This is a genomic window from Thioclava sp. UBA3469, assembly GCF_002378135.1.
In the GTDB taxonomy this organism is placed as follows: Bacteria; Pseudomonadota; Alphaproteobacteria; order Rhodobacterales; family Rhodobacteraceae; genus Thioclava; species Thioclava sediminum.
Genome location: NZ_DFRG01000149.1, coordinates 1 through 15,771, shown reverse-complemented (window position 1 = coordinate 15,771; position 15,771 = coordinate 1). Strand labels below are relative to the sequence as shown.

Genomic DNA, 15,771 nt, shown 5'->3' with positions numbered 1-15,771 from the left:
GAACTGGCCCATGATCTCGGGCTTCTCGGGATTGCCGAAGTTCAGGTTGTCGGTGGAGGCCAGCGGCTTGGCGCCCACGGCGGTCAGGTTGCGATAGGCTTCGGCCACCGCTTGCTTGCCGCCCTCAAAGGGGTTCGCCTTGACGTAGCGCGGGGTCACATCGGCGGTGAAGGCCAGCGCCTTGTCGGTGCCGTGCACGCGTACGACGCCCGCGCCGAGACCCGGACGGCGCACCGTGTCGCCCATCACCTGCGTGTCGTATTGCTCATAGACCCAGGACTTGTGCGCGTAGTTCGGCGAGCCGATCAGCGCTTTCAGCGCATCGATCGCACCGATCTCGGGTAGCGCCTCGCCAGCGGTCGCGACGGGCGTCTCGACCCAAGGGCGATCGTATTCGGGGGCTTCCGAGGACAGTTTCGACAGCGGAACGTCGGCTTTCACCTCGTTGCCATGCATGATCAGGAAGCGGTCCTCCGCGATGGTCTCGCCGACGATGGCGAAATCGAGATCCCATTTCACGAAGATCTCGCGCGCGATGTCTTCCTTCTCGGGGTTGAGGACCATGAGCATCCGCTCCTGGCTCTCCGACAGCATCATCTCATAGGCGGTCATCGCAGCTTCGCGCTGCGGCACCGCATTGAGGTTGAGCTTCACGCCCAGCCCGCCCTTGTCGCCCATCTCGACCGCCGAACAGGTCAGGCCCGCGGCCCCCATGTCCTGAATGGAGATCACCGCGCCGGTCTGCATCAGCTCGAGGCAGGCTTCCATCAAGCATTTCTCGGTGAAGGGGTCGCCGACCTGAACGGTGGGGCGCTTTTCCTCGATTGTGTCGTCGAACTCGGCCGAGGCCATGGTCGCGCCGCCGACGCCGTCGCGACCCGTCTTGGCACCCAGATAGACGACCGGCATGCCGATGCCCGACGCGGCTGAGTAGAAAATCTTGTCGGCATCCGCGAGGCCCGCCGCGAAGGCGTTCACGAGGCAGTTGCCGTTATAGGAGGGGTGGAAGCGCACTTCGCCGCCCACGTTCGGCACGCCGAAGCAGTTGCCGTAGCTGCCCACGCCCTCGACCACGCCTTTTACGATATGGGAGGTTTTCGGGTGGTCGGGCATCCCGAAGCTCAGGCTGTCCATCGCGGCCACCGGGCGTGCGCCCATGGTGAACACGTCGCGCAGGATGCCGCCCACGCCGGTCGCTGCACCCTGATGCGGTTCGATATAGGAGGGGTGGTTGTGGCTCTCCATCTTGAAGACCACGGCCTGCCCGTCGCCGATATCGACAACGCCCGCATTCTCGCCCGGACCGCAGATGACCTGATCGCCCTCGGTGTGCAGCGTGCGCAGCCATTTCTTCGACGACTTGTAGGAGCAGTGCTCGTTCCACATCGCCGAGAAGATCCCGAGCTCGGTGAAAGTCGGCTCGCGTCCGATGATCTCGAGGATCCGGTCGTACTCGTCGGGTTTCAGGCCATGGGCTGCGATGAGATCAGGCGTGATCTGCGGCTCGTTCATGAGGATCCTCCGGCATCGGCTTCGCCGCCCCTATTAGGCGAATATGTGCAGGGGGAAAAGAGAGGCCGGACGTTGCGGAAAGAAAAAACGCGAGGCCCGAAGGCCCCGCGTCGTAAAAGCGCGTATCAGGTGTCGCCCGGATTACGAGCGCATGTCCACCTGCGTCTCGAGATTGGTCAGCAGTTCCGACACGGTCCAGCCGAGCTTGACCTGACCATTGGCGGCTGCGCCTTTCGGCACGTTGATCTTGAAGAGCGACACGGTGGTGTCGAGCTTCGGCGAGGTGCGGATATAGACGGTGTCGTAGCCGTCATTCGCCTCGACCTTCTCGATCATGCCGATGATGTTGCCGTCGACGCTCATCGCCTTGTCTTCGGCATTGGCGGCGGTTTTCATGCCCGTGATGCCGGCTTCGTCGGTCAGCTGGCGCTGCGCGGGGATCATCTCCTCCCCCATCGAGGTGCTGTCGAACTCGGCGGTGCCGGTCTTCACGTCGGTGATGCCGTACTGGTCGGTCGACTCGAAGGTGTTCGACGAGGTCACCGCAGGCGGCGTACCCATCGAGGTTTCCTGACCCGGCACTGCGCCAACGCGATAGTCGGCGATGCCGTAATACTGGCCGTCACCATTGTTCGTGGAGGGCACCTTCGACAGGTCGAGGGCCGAAGCCGAGCCTGCGATGGTCATAGCGCCAAGAAGAGCGGTCGAAGCGGCAAAGATGTTTTTCGCGGTAGTCATAACAGTATCCTTTCAACTGGTTACTCAAGTGCTGCGCCGTTGCTGGCGTCGGGAAAGGAACGGGCTGAGCTGCCGAAAGTTCACTGAAATTTTTGTGAACGATATCGTGGAATTTTAAATGAACCTAAGGGGATAGTTGCGCGTAGGGCGGGGTTTGCGCGGTCGCGAGTGCGTGAGATTTCGTGAGGTCGGGGCTGTTGGGAGGGGCTCTCGCGCCCTGCGTGAAAGCCGCATCTGGGCGTTGGGCAAAAAAAAGGCCGAGCAAAGCTCGGCCAAAGTCCAACAGGGAGGTAGAAGGTGCTGCGCCTTTCGGCACGGCCAACCCTTCTGAGCCTCATTTATGGGCAGTTTGTTAACGCATCAAGGGAAAACATGCTGCGGGCGCATCATGGCCGGTATGCGTTGCGGTAAAGTCGCGGTGCAACCCTAGGTTGAATCTCCCGCCTGGAAGCGCCGATAGTTGGTGATTTCTTCCTGAATGAAGTCGCGGAACGCGGTCACACGGCGCGACGAGCGCAGCTCTTCCGGGTAAGCGAGGAAGATCGGGATCTCGACCGATTCCAGATCGGGCAGCACCCGCTGCAGGTCGTTGAAATCGGCGGTCAGGTAGTCGGGCAGGATGCCGATGCCGATATGGTTCAGCACCGCCTGCAGCACGCCGAAGTAGTTGTTCACCGTCAGCGTCGAGCTTTGATCGAAGGCCAGAACCTGCCGCGCGAGCTGCGCGCCCGCCTGTACCTGCGGAGTGCGCGGGGTCTGGCAGATCAGGCGATGCTTGCGCAGATCCTCGATCTTTTCGGGCGAGCCCCATTTCGCGAGATACTCGGAAGTCGCGTAAAGCCGCATCCGAATGTTGAGCAGGCGCTTACGGATCAGGTCGGCCTGCGCGGGCTCTTTCATGCGCACGGCGACGTCGGCCTCGCGCATCGGCAGGTCGAGAACCCGCTCCTCCAGCATGAGGTCGATTTTCAGATCGGGATACTTCTCGTAAAGCTTGGTCAGGCGCGGCGCGAGCCACAGCGTGCCGAAGCCTGTCGTGGTGGTCACGCGCAGCTCGCCGAAGACTTCTTCTTCGCTGTCACGAATGCGTGCGGAGGCGCTGTCGAGCTTTTTCGCCATCGACGAGGTGGCTTCGAACAGCAATTCGCCCTGCTCGGTGAGAATCAGTCCGCGGGCGTGACGGTGAAAAAGAGTCGTTCCGAGGGCCTCTTCGAGCGCCCGGATCTGTCTGCTCACGGCAGATTGAGACAGGTGCAGTGCGTCGCCGGCATGAGTCAAAGACCCCGCATCGGCCACTGCGTGGAAGATTCTGAGCTTGTCCCAATCCATCAAGGTCACTTTCGCTTTATCATCTGCTGTTCCGCGCAAGTTTCTTTACATTAATCTCGAGGATTTACGAAACCGCTAAGTAACAATTTTCCGCTTTCTAGGTCAGATATTATGACCTACCATGTCTCCATGCCCAGTTAGCAAGGGGAGGTGCTTAATGGGAAGGCAAGAAATATCCCTAGCGGATCGGTTCGACCTTACGAAATCTCCGGTTTTGCTGAACGGGACGCAGGCTTTGGTGCGTCTCGTTCTGGCTCAGGCCGCGCGCGACAAGGCGGCGGGACTGCATACGGCCGGCTATGTGACAGGCTATCGCGGTTCGCCGCTCGGCGCTGTCGATTTGCAGATGGCGCGCGCCAAGACCGTGCTGGAAGAGAGCGATGTTCGCTTCGAGCCGGGCCTGAACGAAGACCTCGCGGCCACCGCGCTGTGGGGCTCGCAGCAGGCGGAATTGCGCGGCGAAGGCAAGTATGACGGCGTTTTCGGCCTCTGGTACGGCAAAGGCCCGGGCGTCGATCGCTCTGGCGATGTGATGCGCCACGCCAATATGGCGGGCACGTCGAAACATGGCGGCGTCCTGATGGCGATGGGCGACGATCACACCGGCGAATCCTCGACCGTGCTGCACCAGTCCGATTGGGCGATGGTCGATGCCTACATGCCGGTTCTGTCGCCCGCGGGCGTGCAGGAAATCCTCGATTTCGGGCTTTACGGCTATGCGCTGAGCCGCTTCGCCGGGGTCTGGGTCGGGCTGAAAACGATGAAGGATACGGTCGAAGCGACGGCAGTCGTCGACGGCGACCCCTTCCGTCAACAATTCGTGATCCCTGACTTCAAGATACCCGAAGGCGGGCTGAACATCCGTCTCGGCGATACGCCGGTGGCTCAAGAAGCGCGGATGATCGACTTCAAACGCTATGCCGCCGAGGCATTCGCCCGCGCAAACCGCATCGACAATCGCGTCTGGGGCAAGCCCGGGGCGAAGATCGGTCTGGTGGCGGCAGGCAAGAACTGGCTCGACCTGACCCATGCGCTCTCGCTGCTGGGGATCGACGAGGCCGAGGCCGAACGGCTCGGCATCACCACCTACAAGATCGGCCAGACCTTCCCGCTCGACATGACCTCGTTCCATGAATGGGCCGAGGGGCTGGAGCTGATCATCGTCGTCGAGGAAAAGCGCAAGCTGATCGAGGTACAGGTCAAGGAGGCGATCTTCGACGACCGTCGTGGCCGCCGCGTCTATGGCTGGCACAAGGGCGATACCTGGGAGAATGGCCGTCAGGTGGAGCTGTTCCCGACGCGCTACGCGCTCGACCCGGTGATGATCGCGCGCAAGCTGGGCGACATCTTCATCGAAGAGGGCCGCGGGACCGACGCGATCAAGGCGGGTATCGAGAAGATCGAAGCCGCCCAACGCGCCGACAACGCGCCGGAGATCGCCACCCGCACGCCGTGGTATTGCTCGGGCTGCCCGCATAACAGCTCGACCAAGGTGCCCGAGGGCGAGCGCGCCTATGCCGGGATCGGCTGCCACTACATGGTGCAGTGGATGGGCCGGAACACCGAAGGCTTCACCCATATGGGCGGCGAGGGCGTGAACTGGGTCGGCGAGGCCCCCTTCTCCACGCGGGAGCATATGTTCCAGAACCTTGGCGACGGCACCTACAACCACTCCGGCGCACAGGCGATCCGGGCGGCTTTGGCGGCCGGCACCAACATCACCTACAAGATCCTGTTCAACGATGCGGTCGCGATGACCGGCGGGCAGGAGAACGAGGGTGGGCTGACCGCGCAGCAGATCGCGTCTGAGATCGTGGCGATGGGCGTGAAGCCGGTCGTGGTGGTCTATGACGAGAAGGAAGAGCTGGACCTGTCCACCTTCCCCGCAGGCGTCGAGAAGGTCGAACGGGCCGAATTGATGGCCGTGCAGAAGCGGCTGGCGAAGACCAAAGGCGTCTCGGCGCTGATCTATGTCCAGACCTGTGCCGCCGAGAAGCGCCGCCGCCGCAAGCGCGGCAAGTTTCCCGATCCGGACAAGCGCGTCTTCATCAACACGGATGTCTGCGAAGGCTGCGGCGATTGCGGGGTGCAGTCGAACTGCGTCTCCATCGTGCCGGAAGAGACCGAGCTGGGCACCAAGCGCGCGATCGACCAGTCGTCCTGCAACAAGGACTTCCGCTGCCTCGACGGGTTCTGCCCGAGCTTTGTGACGCTACACGGCGCGAAGGTGAAGAAGGCAGAGGCGCAGGCGCTTGACCTGCCGGACCTGCCCGAGCCCACACTGCCCGCGATCGACGGCACCCATAACGTGGTGATCACCGGGGTCGGTGGCACGGGTGTTGTGACCATCGGCGCGGTGCTCGCCATGGCTGCCCATATCGACGGTAAGGGCGCGGGCATGATGGAGATGGCCGGTCTCGCCCAGAAGGGCGGGGCGGTGCATATCCACCTGCGCATCGCGAACAAGCCCGAGGATATCTCGGCGATTCGCGTCGCCGTGGGCGAGGCCGATTGCGTGATCGGCGGCGATCTGGTGGTCTCCGCAGGCGCCAAGACGCTGGGGCTGATGACCACGGGCCGCACCGGCGCCGTCATCAACAGCCACGAGATCGTCACCGGCGAATTCACCCGCAACCGCGACTTCCGCCTGCCGGGCGAACAGCTTCGGCTGAGCCTCGAGGCGCGGCTGAAGGACCGCGTGGCCTTTGCCGATACCTCGGAACTGGCGCGGCAGATGCTGGGCGACTCGATCTACTCGAACATGGTCGTGCTGGGGGCTGCGTGGCAGCAAGGCTACGTGCCGCTGACCCTCGAGGCGATCTTCCGGGCGATCGACCTGAACGGTGCCAAACCCGCCGAGAACAAGCGCGCCTTCGATCTGGGGCGCTGGGCGATGGCCTATCCGGAGGAGGCTGCGAAGGCGATGGCGGCGGAGGTCGTGAAGGCCCCGGTCGATCCGATCGAGTTCCGGGCCAACCATCTCGTCGACTACCAGAACAAGCGGCTCGCCAAGCGTTTCCGCAAGCTCGTGGACGAGGCGCCGTCGGAGCTGCGTGAAGCGGTCGCGAAGGGCTATCACAAGCTCTTGGCCTATAAGGACGAATACGAGGTCGCGCGGCTGCATCTGTCCACGGCAGAGAAGGCGCGGGCCGAGTTCGAGGGCGATTTCGAGATGCACTTCCATCTCGCCCCGCCGATCCTGTCCAAGGAAGGCTCGGACGGTCGCCCGAAGAAGCGCGAATTCGGCCCCGGCATGGAGCGCAACTTCCGTCTTCTGGCGAAGCTCAAGGGGCTGCGCGGCACGCCGTTCGATCCCTTCGGTTATGCCGCCGAGCGCAAGATGGAGCGGGCGCTGATCAAGCAATACGAGGCCGACATGGCCGAAGTGCTGCCCAAGGTCACGCCGGAAACGATGGAGATCGCGCGCGAACTGGCCGAGCTGCCGCTGACCATCCGGGGCTTCGGCCCGGTCAAGGCACAGGCCGAGCAAATGGCGGCGAAGCGGCGCGAGGAATTGCTCGCCGCTTTCCGCGCAGGCGGTACTCCGCAGAAAATGGCCGCCGAGTGAGGGCTGTCATCTGAGTGTCGTACCTTCGTGACATGGCGCTGGCAGAGTGAAGCCAGCCCATGTTGCGGAGGTTCGAGATGACCGCCACCCCGATGGCCCCCCGGACGCCTGTCCGCCACGCTACGCAGGAAATTTCCTACGCATGGTCCGCGCGCTCGAAAGGCGCGCGGGTTCTGATCCGCGCGATGGAGAACGCGACCGGGCGGATCGGGTTGATCCGGCGTGCGCGCGGCTACGAGCACGACATCGCGCAAGGCGCGGATTTCTGGCAGGTGATGGCCGAGCGCTACGGGCTGCAGATCGATGTGACCCGCGGCGCGCTGTCGAATATCCCCAAGACGGGGCCGCTCGTGCTGATCGCGAACCATCCTTACGGCATTCTCGACGGGCTGATCATGGGGCTCTTGCTGTCGCGCATCCGCGGCGACTTCCGCATCCTCGCGCATAACGTCTTCAAGCGCGCCGAAGAGATCGACCGGATCATTCTGCCGGTGGATTTCTCCGAGACGAAAGAGGCCATGAAGGCCAATCTGCGCACCCGTTCGGACGCCCTGCGCTACCTCGGCGATGGCGGCGCGATCGGGGTGTTTCCGGGCGGCACGGTTTCGACCGCGGCCAAGCCTTTCGGTGCGCCGATGGATCCGGGCTGGCGCAATTTCACCGCCAAGATGATCGCGAAATCCGATGCGACCGTGGTGCCGGTCTTCTTCGAGGGCCATAACAGTCGTCTGTTCCAGCTGGCGAGCCATCTGCATTACAGCCTGCGCATGGGGCTGATGATCCGCGAGTTCAAACGCCACGCCAATCGGCCGGTGCGGCTTTGCGTCGGTGAGCCGATCCCGCAGGCCGAGCTGGACGCCGTCCGTGAAAGCCCGAAACAGATGATGGATTTCCTGCGCCGTGCGACGTATGACTTGTCGCCGACTCCCTTGAAGTCTTACGGCTATGGCTTCGAGTTCGAGGCGAAATATAGAAACTGACCGGCGCCTGTTGCGGCCCGGACGGGCGAGGGGCGCGAGCATGGCAGTAGGCGTTTTCGATTCAGGTCTGGGCGGGCTCACGGTCTATGATGCTTGCGCCAAGCGGCTGCCGGACATGGCCTTTTGCTATTACGGCGACAACGCCCATGCGCCTTACGGGGTGCGCGATGCCGATGACATCTTCAACCTGACCTGCGCGGGTGTCGAACGGCTCTGGGAGGAAGGCTGCGATCTGGTGATCCTCGCCTGTAACACCGCCTCGGCTGCGGCGCTCAAGCGAATGCAGGAGACCTGGATCCCCGAGGGCAAGCGTGTGCTGGGCGTCTTCGTGCCGATGATCGAGGCGCTGACCGAACGCAAATGGGGCGACAACTCCCCGCCGCGCGAAGTGGCGGTGAAACATGTGGCGCTGTTTGCGACACCCGCGACGGTGGCGAGCCGCGCGTTCCAGCGCGAACTGGCCTTCCGCGCGATTGGCGTCGATGTCGAGGCGCAACCCTGCGGCGGCGTGGTCGATGCGATCGAGACCGGCGACGAAATTCTCGCCGAAGCGCTGGTGAAATCCCATGTCGAGGCGCTCAAGCGTCGGATGCCGAAGCCCGAGGCCGCGATCTTGGGTTGCACCCATTACCCGCTGATGCAGAAGACCTTCCAGGAAGCGCTGGGCCCGAGCGTGGACGTCTACAGCCAGGCCAATCTGGTGGCCGAGAGCCTCGCGGATTACCTTGAGCGTCGCCCCGAATTCAGAGGTGCGGGCACGGAATCGAAATTCCTGACAACCGGCGATCCAGCCTCGGTGTCGAGCCACGCGACGCAATTCCTGCGCTACGCGATCCGGTTCGAAGCGGCCTGAGCCGCCACGCCTCAGGGGTCAGCCGAAACGGTTTTCGCCGTATGTGCCCCTGAGCAGCATGAAGACGAAGAGCATGATGCCCCAAACCAGCATCACAATGGCCCAGAGCATCGTCAGCATCCCCATCGACGCGAAAATGGCGTCCGGGTCTCGGATGCCCGAGGAGATGGCGAGGAAGGCGATCACGAAGCCGCCCAAGAAGCTCATCAGGATGTAAAGCCCGAACCACCAGCCCGAGCGGTTCGTGTCATGTAGTCGGCGCACCGTTACCGAGACCGAGGGCAGGAAGGTCGCGATGGAGATCACCGCGCTGATTGCGGCCCCGTCCTGACCCATCGAGGCCTCCGCAAAGCCGCCCGCGAACCCCGCCAGCGTCACGAACAGCACGAACCACCAATATTCCGACCGGCTCGCCCGACCTTTGAAGGTCACGTATTTCCGGAAGCAGACCTTGATCGCCTCGAAGAAGCCGCGCGAAGGCGCCCCGGCATACATCCCGTCCGAGCCAATCCCGCGCTTCGCGCGCTCGCGTTCGATCGAGGCATCGGCATAGGCGCGGGGATCGGCGGAGGAGAGCTTGCCCTCCTGCTGATGGCGCTGCGCAATGCGGGCCGCGTAATTCGTCGCGCCGCTATGCGGGTCGGCGCCCGTGGCCGCAGTGTCCGGGGCTCGCCGGAAGAAGTGATCGCCCGCAGGCTCCCATCCTTCCATTCCGTCTTGCCAAACCATCGTTTCGGGCTTGATACGACCTGCCCGCACCATATCCGTCATATGTTCTGCGGGGAACGGACCGACGGGATCTTTCCCATCGGCGTAATACCACTGCTCTGCCACGGCCTGCCTCGTTCACTGTCGGTCGTCACTCCGGTTCACACGGAGTTTATTTGAGTGTGAGCTTAGGGTAAGGGAGAGCCGAGCGACAAGCGCGGAGGTTGATATGACGAAGAAAATCGCGATTCTGGGCGCGTCGGGCTACACCGGCGCCGAACTCGTCCGGCTGATCGCCACCCATCCGAATATGGACATCGTGGCCCTCTCGGGCGAGCGAAAGGCCGGTATGGCGATGGGCGACGTGTTCCCGCATCTGCGCCATCTGGGCCTGCCCGATCTGGTGAAGATCGAGGAGATCGACTTCTCGAATGTCGATCTGGCCTTCTGCGCGCTGCCGCATGCGACCTCGCAGGCGGTGATCAAGGAGCTGCCGCGCGATCTGAAGATCGTGGACCTCTCGGCCGATTTCCGGCTGCGCGATCCGGCCGAATACGAGAAGTGGTATGGCAAGCCCCATGCCGCGGTCGAGCTGCAGAAAGAGGCGGTCTACGGCCTGACCGAGTTCTACCGCGACACGATTCGCGAGGCGCGGCTGGTTGCGGGCACGGGCTGTAATGCCGCTGCGGGCCAATTCGCGATCCGTCCGCTGATCGAAGCCGGCGTGATCGACCTCGACGACATCATCCTCGATCTGAAGAACGGGGTTTCCGGCGCGGGCCGCTCGCTGAAGGAAAACCTGCTGCACGCAGAGCTGTCGGGCGGTGTCGCGCCCTATTCGCAAGGCGGCAAGCACCGTCACCTTGGCGAATTCGATCAGGAATTCAGCGCCTTGGCGGGTCGCCCCGTAATGGTGCAATTCACCCCGCATCTGGCGCCCTTCAACCGCGGCATCCTCGCCTCGGCCTATGTGAAGGGCGAGCCCGAGGCCGTCTACAAGGCACTGGCGGACCGCTATGCAGACGAAATCTTCATGGAGATGCTACCTTTCGGCGCAGTTCCGTCCACCAGGTCTGTAACTGGCTCCAATTATGCCCATATTGGTGTATCAGGAGACAGGATCCCCGGGCGCGCGCTCGTGGTCGTGGCCATCGACAACCTCTGCAAGGGCTCGTCGGGACAAGCGATCCAGAACGCGAACCTCATGCTCGGGCTGGAGGAAAGCGAAGGGCTGATGCTCGCCCCCGTCTTCCCTTGATCCGCGTCAATGGCACGGCCGGCGCGGTAAGGTAGACGAAGCGGCATCTCAGGAGGCGAAGAGATGAAGAGTCTGAAGAAGAAACGTCGTATCCAGGTGCTCAGCGTGGCCGCGCTGGCCTTGGTGGTCGCGACCGTCACGATCGGCTATTCGATGCGCGGCGGCATCAACTTCTTCCGTGCGCCTTCGCAGCTTGCCACCGAACCGCCGCAGCCCGGCGAGGTGTTCCGCCTTGGCGGGCTGGTCGAGAAAGGCTCGCTCAAGCGCGGTCAGGGCGAGGTCATCGAATTCAAGGTCACCGATGGCGGCGCGACCGTCCCGGTGAAATTCGCGGGCGTCCTGCCGGACCTCTTCAAAGAGGGCCAGGGCATGATCGGCACGGGCAAGATGGAAGGCGACACGTTCGTGGCCTCCGAAATTCTCGCCAAGCACGACGAGAATTACATGCCCAAGGAAGTCGTCGACGCGCTGAAGGAACAGGGCGTCTACGAGGGCCCGTCCTCCTGATCGCACCCCCGGCGAACGCTCTCTTTTAGCACTCTTAATCGCACGGCCCGAGCCTGCCTGACGTTGTCATCAACGGAGGCAGGCCATGAAATCGGTCACCCAGATCGCGGCGGAGATCGTCGCGCGCGAAGGCGGTTATGTCGATGATCCGGACGATCCGGGCGGTGCGACCAAGCACGGCGTCACGCTCGGAACCCTGCGCCGGTTGGGGCGCGATCTGACAGGAGATGGCCGGGTGGACGAGATGGATATCCGCGCGCTCGACCCGGGCCAAGCCGCCGAGATTTTCATCGAGCATTACTATAAGAGCCCGCGCATCGACCGGTTGCCGCCCTCGGTGCAGGCCTCGGTCTTCGACATGTATGTGAATGCGGGCGGCAATGCGGTCGTCATCCTGCAGCGCCTGCTGGGCGACATGGGCCAGCGCGTCGTCGTGGACGGGATCATCGGCCCGCAGACCATCGCCGCCGCAGAACTCGCCGATGCGGCCGCGCCCGGATATTTCGCCGATGCCTACGGGATCGCGCGGCGCAACTATTACTACCGGATCGCCGATGCGCGGCCCGCAAGCCGCAAATACGCGACGACGCGGGCGGGCGGGAAGGGCGGCTGGATCCGCCGCGCCGAGGAGTTCATCTCGCCGCGCTTTCACCTCACCGAGGGCGAGCATCGCAAGCGGGTGGCGAAATGGGCATGATCGAGAAACTGCTCGGCGGTGCGGGCACGGTGAAGGCGGCGGGCGAGGCCGCCAGTTCGGTGGCGGAGGTTTTCGTGCCCAATGCCACGAAGAAGCTCGAGGCCGCGCAGTCCGCCTATCTTGCGGCCCTTCAGGAACACGGGGCGGAGTTCGAATATATCCGCCCCGGTCGCTTCGACCGGATCGTGAACGGCCTCAACCGCCTGCCGCGCCCGGTGCTCGCCTTCGGGATCGTGGGGCTTTTCGTCTATGCGATGCTCGACCCGGTCGGCTTCGCGCAACGGATGGTGGGCCTGAGCTACGTGCCCGAGCCGCTCTGGTGGCTACTCGGCGCGGTGGTCAGTTTCTATTTCGGCGCGCGCGAGGCGCATTACTTCCGGATGAAGAAGGTGCCTGCTGTGCCTCCCGCAGCGCTCGCCACCACTTCGTCAGAGGAGAACGCCGCGCTCTCGGCCTGGCGGGCGGGCGAGAAACCGGCCGGGTAAGGGGCGCTGCCCCCGCTCCCTGCGGGAGCTCCCCCGGGATATTTGAGGCAGTTGGAAGAGGGCAGGTCTTTGATTCCAATTGCCGGAAATATCCCGGGGTGAATTCGCGAAAGCGAAGAGGGGCGGAGCCCCTGAGGCGCCTCAGTCGCGGGTGCCTGCGAAGCGTTCCTGCCACTCTTCGCGCTCGTCATCCGTGATCTTGCGGAAGAGCACCTCGGGCGTGGTGAAGGCGTGGCCTGCGGGCAGCGCTTCGAGCGCCGTTTTCACATCGCCCGGCCAGCCGCGATCCTCGTCGCCCATCGCCTCGAGCATGATCTTCGCCGCGTCGGGAATGAAGGGGGCCGAGAGCACCGCGTAGATCGGGATCAGGTTGAGCGCGAGCCGTGCGATGGCCGCCGCCTGATCGGGATCGGTCTTGAACACCGACCACGGTGCCGACGCCTGCAGGTATTCGTTGCCCGCGACCCAGATTCCGCGCAGCTCCATCGCCGCCTTGCGGATATCCTTCTCTTCCATATGCGTCTCGTAGGCGCGGATGCGGGTGGTCAGATCCTCGATCAGGGCCGCTTCCTGCTCGCCCCAGCTGCCGCCTTCTGGGATCGCCTCGCCGAATTTCGAGCGGGTGAACTTGGTGATCCGGCTGACGAAGTTGCCCAGCACATCGGCGAGGTCCTTGTTCGCCGAGACCTGGAAGTTCTCCCAGGTGAATTCGGCATCCGCGCTTTCCGGCGCGTGGGACAGAAGCCACCAGCGCCAGTAATCGGCGGGCAGAAGCTCCAGCGCCTGATCCATGAAGACGCCACGACCGCGCGAGGTCGAGAACTGGCCGCCATCGTAGTTCAGATAGTTGAACGACTTGATGTAATCGACGAGCTTCCACGGCTCGCCCGAGCCGAGGATCGTCGCGGGGAACGAGAGCGTGTGGAAGGGGACGTTATCCTTGCCCATGAACTGGGTGTAGGTGACGTCGTCGGCGCCCTTGTCGGTGCGCCACCAGCGCTCCCAATCGCCGCCCGTCTTCTCGGTCCATTCCTCGGTTGCGGCGATGTATTCGATCGGTGCGTCGAACCAGACATAGAAGACCTTGCCTTCCATGCCCGACCACGGCGCACCCTCGAATTGCGCAGGCACGCCCCAGCTGAGATCGCGAGTGATGCCGCGGTCCTGCAGACCGTCGCCGTCATGGAGCCATTTCTTCGCGATCGAGGTGGTCAGCACCGGCCAGTCGGACTTGCTGTCGATCCACGCATCCAGCCGATCCTTCATCGCCGACTGGCGCAGGAAAAGGTGCTTGGTCTCGCGCATCTCCAGATCGGTCGAGCCGGAAATCGTGGAATGCGGGTTGATCAGGTCCACCGGGTCGAGCTGCTTGGTGCAGTTGTCGCATTGATCGCCGCGCGCGCTCTCGAAGCCGCAATTGGGGCAGGTGCCCTCGATGTAGCGGTCGGGCAGGAAGCGCCCGTCGGCCTTGGAATACATCTGGGTTTCCGAGACTTCGCGGATCAGCCCGGCCTCGGCCAACTTCACCGCGAAATGCTGCGTCAGGCGATGGTTCTGCGGGCTGGACGAGCGCCCGAAGTGATCGAAGCTGAGCCGGAAGCCTTCCGCGATCTTCGCCTGCACCTCATGCATCTCCGCGCAATACTCGGCGACCGGCTTGCCCGCTTTCGCGGCGGCCAGTTCGGCGGGGGTACCGTGCTCGTCGGTGGCGCAGATGAACATCACCTCGTTGCCCCGCGCGCGCTGGTAGCGGGCGAAGAGATCAGCCGGCAGCTGCGAGCCCACGAGATTGCCGAGGTGCTTGATGCCGTTGATATAGGGAATGGCCGAGGTAATGAGATGGCGCGCCATGTAGGACCCTCTTGCTGTGGAGCGTTTGAGCGCGGGTTTACTAGGGAATCATGGGAAGGGCTAGGGGGGAGCGCCGAGACGCACCGCTTGCGGCTTCGCTATCAGTCGAGCGTGTAGACCTTGGCGATCGCACCGTCGGTTTCGCGCCATGTCTCGAAGCCGGCGCGCTGACAAAAGGCGAGGGGAAATGGGGGCCGCGCCTCCAAGGCTTGCTTTTGCGCGGATGGCGTCGATAGTCGGGGCGAGGCGGAGCGAGCGTAGGGGGCAAGCGGTGCTGATACATGCCGGAGACGATCGGAGCGTTTCGATCGACCTCGCGCTGGCGGTCTGGCTGGCGCTGGTCGCGGGTGCGGTGAATGCGGCCGGGTTCCGGGCGCTTGGCTATTTCTCTGCCAACATGACCGGGAATGTCTCGACCGCGACCGACCTGCTTGCGCTGGGGCGGTTCGGCACGGCGATCTGGTTCCTGCTGCTGCTTCTGGCTTTCGTCTTCGGGGCCTTTGCGTCTGGCGTACTGATCGACGTGGGGCAGCGCCGGAGGTTGCACGGGATCTACGCGCTGTCGATCCTGCTGGAGGCTGGGCTCCTGATCGTACTGACGATCCTCGACATGGTTTGGGCCGCGGCGATGAGCGAGCATCTGATGATGATCGGGCTCAGCTTCCTGATGGGGCTGCAGAACGCGGCGAGCACGAAAATCTCGGACGGGCGGGTGCGCACGAGCCATGTGTCCGGCATCGCGACCGATCTGGGGCTGGAGCTTGCGGCGCTTTTGCCGGGCGCGCGCGATGCGGAGACCAGGCAGGTGCTGCGCTCGCGACTGCTGCTGCATGTCGCGACGCTGTGTTCCTTTTTCGCGGGCGGGATTGCAGGCGTGTTGGGATATGAGCGGATCGGGCCGATGGTCTTCGCGCTGGCGGCGGCGCTGCTGATCGTCATCGCCGTGCCGGAACTGCGCAAGGTCTATCGCGGGGGGCGTTGAACCTTGCCGCTGTGAGCGCAGGCGCGCGCATGAAAAAGGGCGCCCGCGAGGCGCCCTTTTCCGTAACAGTCATGCAGCTCAGGCTCAGAAGCCGAGGCCGGCATATTTGTTCTTGAACTTCGACACGCGACCACCGGTGTCCATGAGGCGCGACGAACCGCCGTTCCACGCCGGGTGCGAGGTCGGGTCGATGTCGAGGGTGAGGGTGTCGCCCTCGGCGCCCCAGGTCGATTTCATCTGCACGATGTCGCCGTTGGTCAGCTTCACGTCGATGATGTGGTATTCGGGATGCAGGTCTTTTTT

Annotated in this window: 14 protein-coding genes; 8 read left to right on the top strand and 6 right to left on the bottom strand. The window is 63.6% G+C overall.

The genetic code is table 11. From position 1 onward, the window contains the following. The 3 genes from purL to B3D39_RS11705 all read right to left on the bottom strand — a co-directional run. On the bottom strand, nucleotides 1-1,512 hold a 1,512-nt coding region (gene purL / locus B3D39_RS11715; protein ID WP_286789715.1), incomplete at its 3' end, for a phosphoribosylformylglycinamidine synthase subunit PurL. A 141-nt stretch (nucleotides 1,513-1,653) separates the two neighbouring features. After that, nucleotides 1,654-2,250: a hypothetical protein gene (locus B3D39_RS11710; RefSeq protein WP_274963238.1), complete on the bottom strand. Its 597-nt coding sequence runs from the start codon at nucleotides 2,248-2,250 to the stop codon at nucleotides 1,654-1,656. A 426-nt stretch (nucleotides 2,251-2,676) separates the two neighbouring features. Next, nucleotides 2,677-3,579, bottom strand: coding sequence for a LysR family transcriptional regulator (locus tag B3D39_RS11705; protein ID WP_078522049.1), 903 nt, complete (start codon nucleotides 3,577-3,579; stop codon nucleotides 2,677-2,679). Nucleotides 3,580-3,736: 157 nt separating this feature from the next. Between B3D39_RS11705 and B3D39_RS11700 the strand changes: the two genes are divergently transcribed. The 3 genes from B3D39_RS11700 to murI all read left to right on the top strand — a co-directional run bounded on the left by B3D39_RS11700 (nucleotide 3,737) and on the right by murI (nucleotide 8,980). Continuing rightward, on the top strand, nucleotides 3,737-7,147 hold the full coding sequence (locus B3D39_RS11700; protein ID WP_274963239.1) for an indolepyruvate ferredoxin oxidoreductase family protein: 3,411 nt from the start codon (nucleotides 3,737-3,739) through the stop codon (nucleotides 7,145-7,147). Between the two features lie 77 nt (nucleotides 7,148-7,224). Then, entirely contained in the window at nucleotides 7,225-8,127 is a 903-nt protein-coding gene (locus tag B3D39_RS11695; protein ID WP_274963240.1) for a lysophospholipid acyltransferase family protein, read from the top strand. 40 nt (nucleotides 8,128-8,167) lie between these two features. Then, complete coding sequence (gene murI, locus B3D39_RS11690; protein ID WP_078545045.1) at nucleotides 8,168-8,980, top strand: glutamate racemase; 813 nt, start codon at nucleotides 8,168-8,170, stop codon at nucleotides 8,978-8,980. Between the two features lie 18 nt (nucleotides 8,981-8,998). On the opposite strand, the gene B3D39_RS11685 is transcribed toward murI, so the two are convergent. Next, complete coding sequence (locus tag B3D39_RS11685; RefSeq protein WP_078602149.1) at nucleotides 8,999-9,814, bottom strand: DUF805 domain-containing protein; 816 nt, start codon at nucleotides 9,812-9,814, stop codon at nucleotides 8,999-9,001. Between the two features lie 103 nt (nucleotides 9,815-9,917). Between B3D39_RS11685 and argC the strand changes: the two genes are divergently transcribed. From argC to B3D39_RS11665, 4 genes are all read left to right on the top strand, one after another. Beyond that, the gene (gene argC / locus B3D39_RS11680; RefSeq protein WP_274963241.1) at nucleotides 9,918-10,946 is read left to right on the top strand and encodes an N-acetyl-gamma-glutamyl-phosphate reductase; all 1,029 of its coding nucleotides are present in this window, start codon (nucleotides 9,918-9,920) and stop codon (nucleotides 10,944-10,946) included. Nucleotides 10,947-11,009: 63 nt separating this feature from the next. Beyond that, on the top strand, nucleotides 11,010-11,453 hold the full coding sequence (gene ccmE, locus B3D39_RS11675; protein ID WP_078602148.1) for a cytochrome c maturation protein CcmE: 444 nt from the start codon (nucleotides 11,010-11,012) through the stop codon (nucleotides 11,451-11,453). 85 nt (nucleotides 11,454-11,538) lie between these two features. Continuing rightward, nucleotides 11,539-12,150: a holin-associated N-acetylmuramidase gene (locus tag B3D39_RS11670; protein ID WP_078522043.1), complete on the top strand. Its 612-nt coding sequence runs from the start codon at nucleotides 11,539-11,541 to the stop codon at nucleotides 12,148-12,150. Further along, nucleotides 12,141-12,635, top strand: coding sequence for a holin family protein (locus tag B3D39_RS11665; RefSeq protein ID WP_274963242.1), 495 nt, complete (start codon nucleotides 12,141-12,143; stop codon nucleotides 12,633-12,635). Before B3D39_RS11670 ends, B3D39_RS11665 begins: the two co-directional genes overlap by 10 nt. A 141-nt stretch (nucleotides 12,636-12,776) precedes the next feature. On the opposite strand, the gene metG is transcribed toward B3D39_RS11665, so the two are convergent. After that, on the bottom strand, nucleotides 12,777-14,486 hold the full coding sequence (gene metG, locus B3D39_RS11660) for a methionine--tRNA ligase (RefSeq protein WP_078522041.1): 1,710 nt from the start codon (nucleotides 14,484-14,486) through the stop codon (nucleotides 12,777-12,779). Nucleotides 14,487-14,757: 271 nt separating this feature from the next. Between metG and B3D39_RS11655 the strand changes: the two genes are divergently transcribed. After that, entirely contained in the window at nucleotides 14,758-15,468 is a 711-nt protein-coding gene (locus B3D39_RS11655; protein WP_274963243.1) for a YoaK family protein, read from the top strand. An 84-nt stretch (nucleotides 15,469-15,552) separates the two neighbouring features. On the opposite strand, the gene rpmE is transcribed toward B3D39_RS11655, so the two are convergent. Then, the coding region (rpmE, locus tag B3D39_RS11650) for a 50S ribosomal protein L31 (protein WP_286789714.1) at nucleotides 15,553-15,771 on the bottom strand (219 nt) is incomplete at its 5' end.

Coding starts and splice junctions, on each gene's coding strand:
- B3D39_RS11700 (WP_274963239.1), top strand. CDS start 3,737: ATGGGAAGGCAAGAAATATCCCTAGCGGATCGGTTCGACCTTACGAAA.
- B3D39_RS11670 (WP_078522043.1), top strand. CDS start 11,539: ATGAAATCGGTCACCCAGATCGCGGCGGAGATCGTCGCGCGCGAAGGC.
- B3D39_RS11695 (WP_274963240.1), top strand. CDS start 7,225: ATGACCGCCACCCCGATGGCCCCCCGGACGCCTGTCCGCCACGCTACG.
- B3D39_RS11665 (WP_274963242.1), top strand. CDS start 12,141: ATGGGCATGATCGAGAAACTGCTCGGCGGTGCGGGCACGGTGAAGGCG.
- argC (WP_274963241.1), top strand. CDS start 9,918: ATGACGAAGAAAATCGCGATTCTGGGCGCGTCGGGCTACACCGGCGCC.
- B3D39_RS11710 (WP_274963238.1), bottom strand. CDS start 2,250: ATGACTACCGCGAAAAACATCTTTGCCGCTTCGACCGCTCTTCTTGGC.
- murI (WP_078545045.1), top strand. CDS start 8,168: ATGGCAGTAGGCGTTTTCGATTCAGGTCTGGGCGGGCTCACGGTCTAT.
- metG (WP_078522041.1), bottom strand. CDS start 14,486: ATGGCGCGCCATCTCATTACCTCGGCCATTCCCTATATCAACGGCATC.
- B3D39_RS11705 (WP_078522049.1), bottom strand. CDS start 3,579: ATGGATTGGGACAAGCTCAGAATCTTCCACGCAGTGGCCGATGCGGGG.
- ccmE (WP_078602148.1), top strand. CDS start 11,010: ATGAAGAGTCTGAAGAAGAAACGTCGTATCCAGGTGCTCAGCGTGGCC.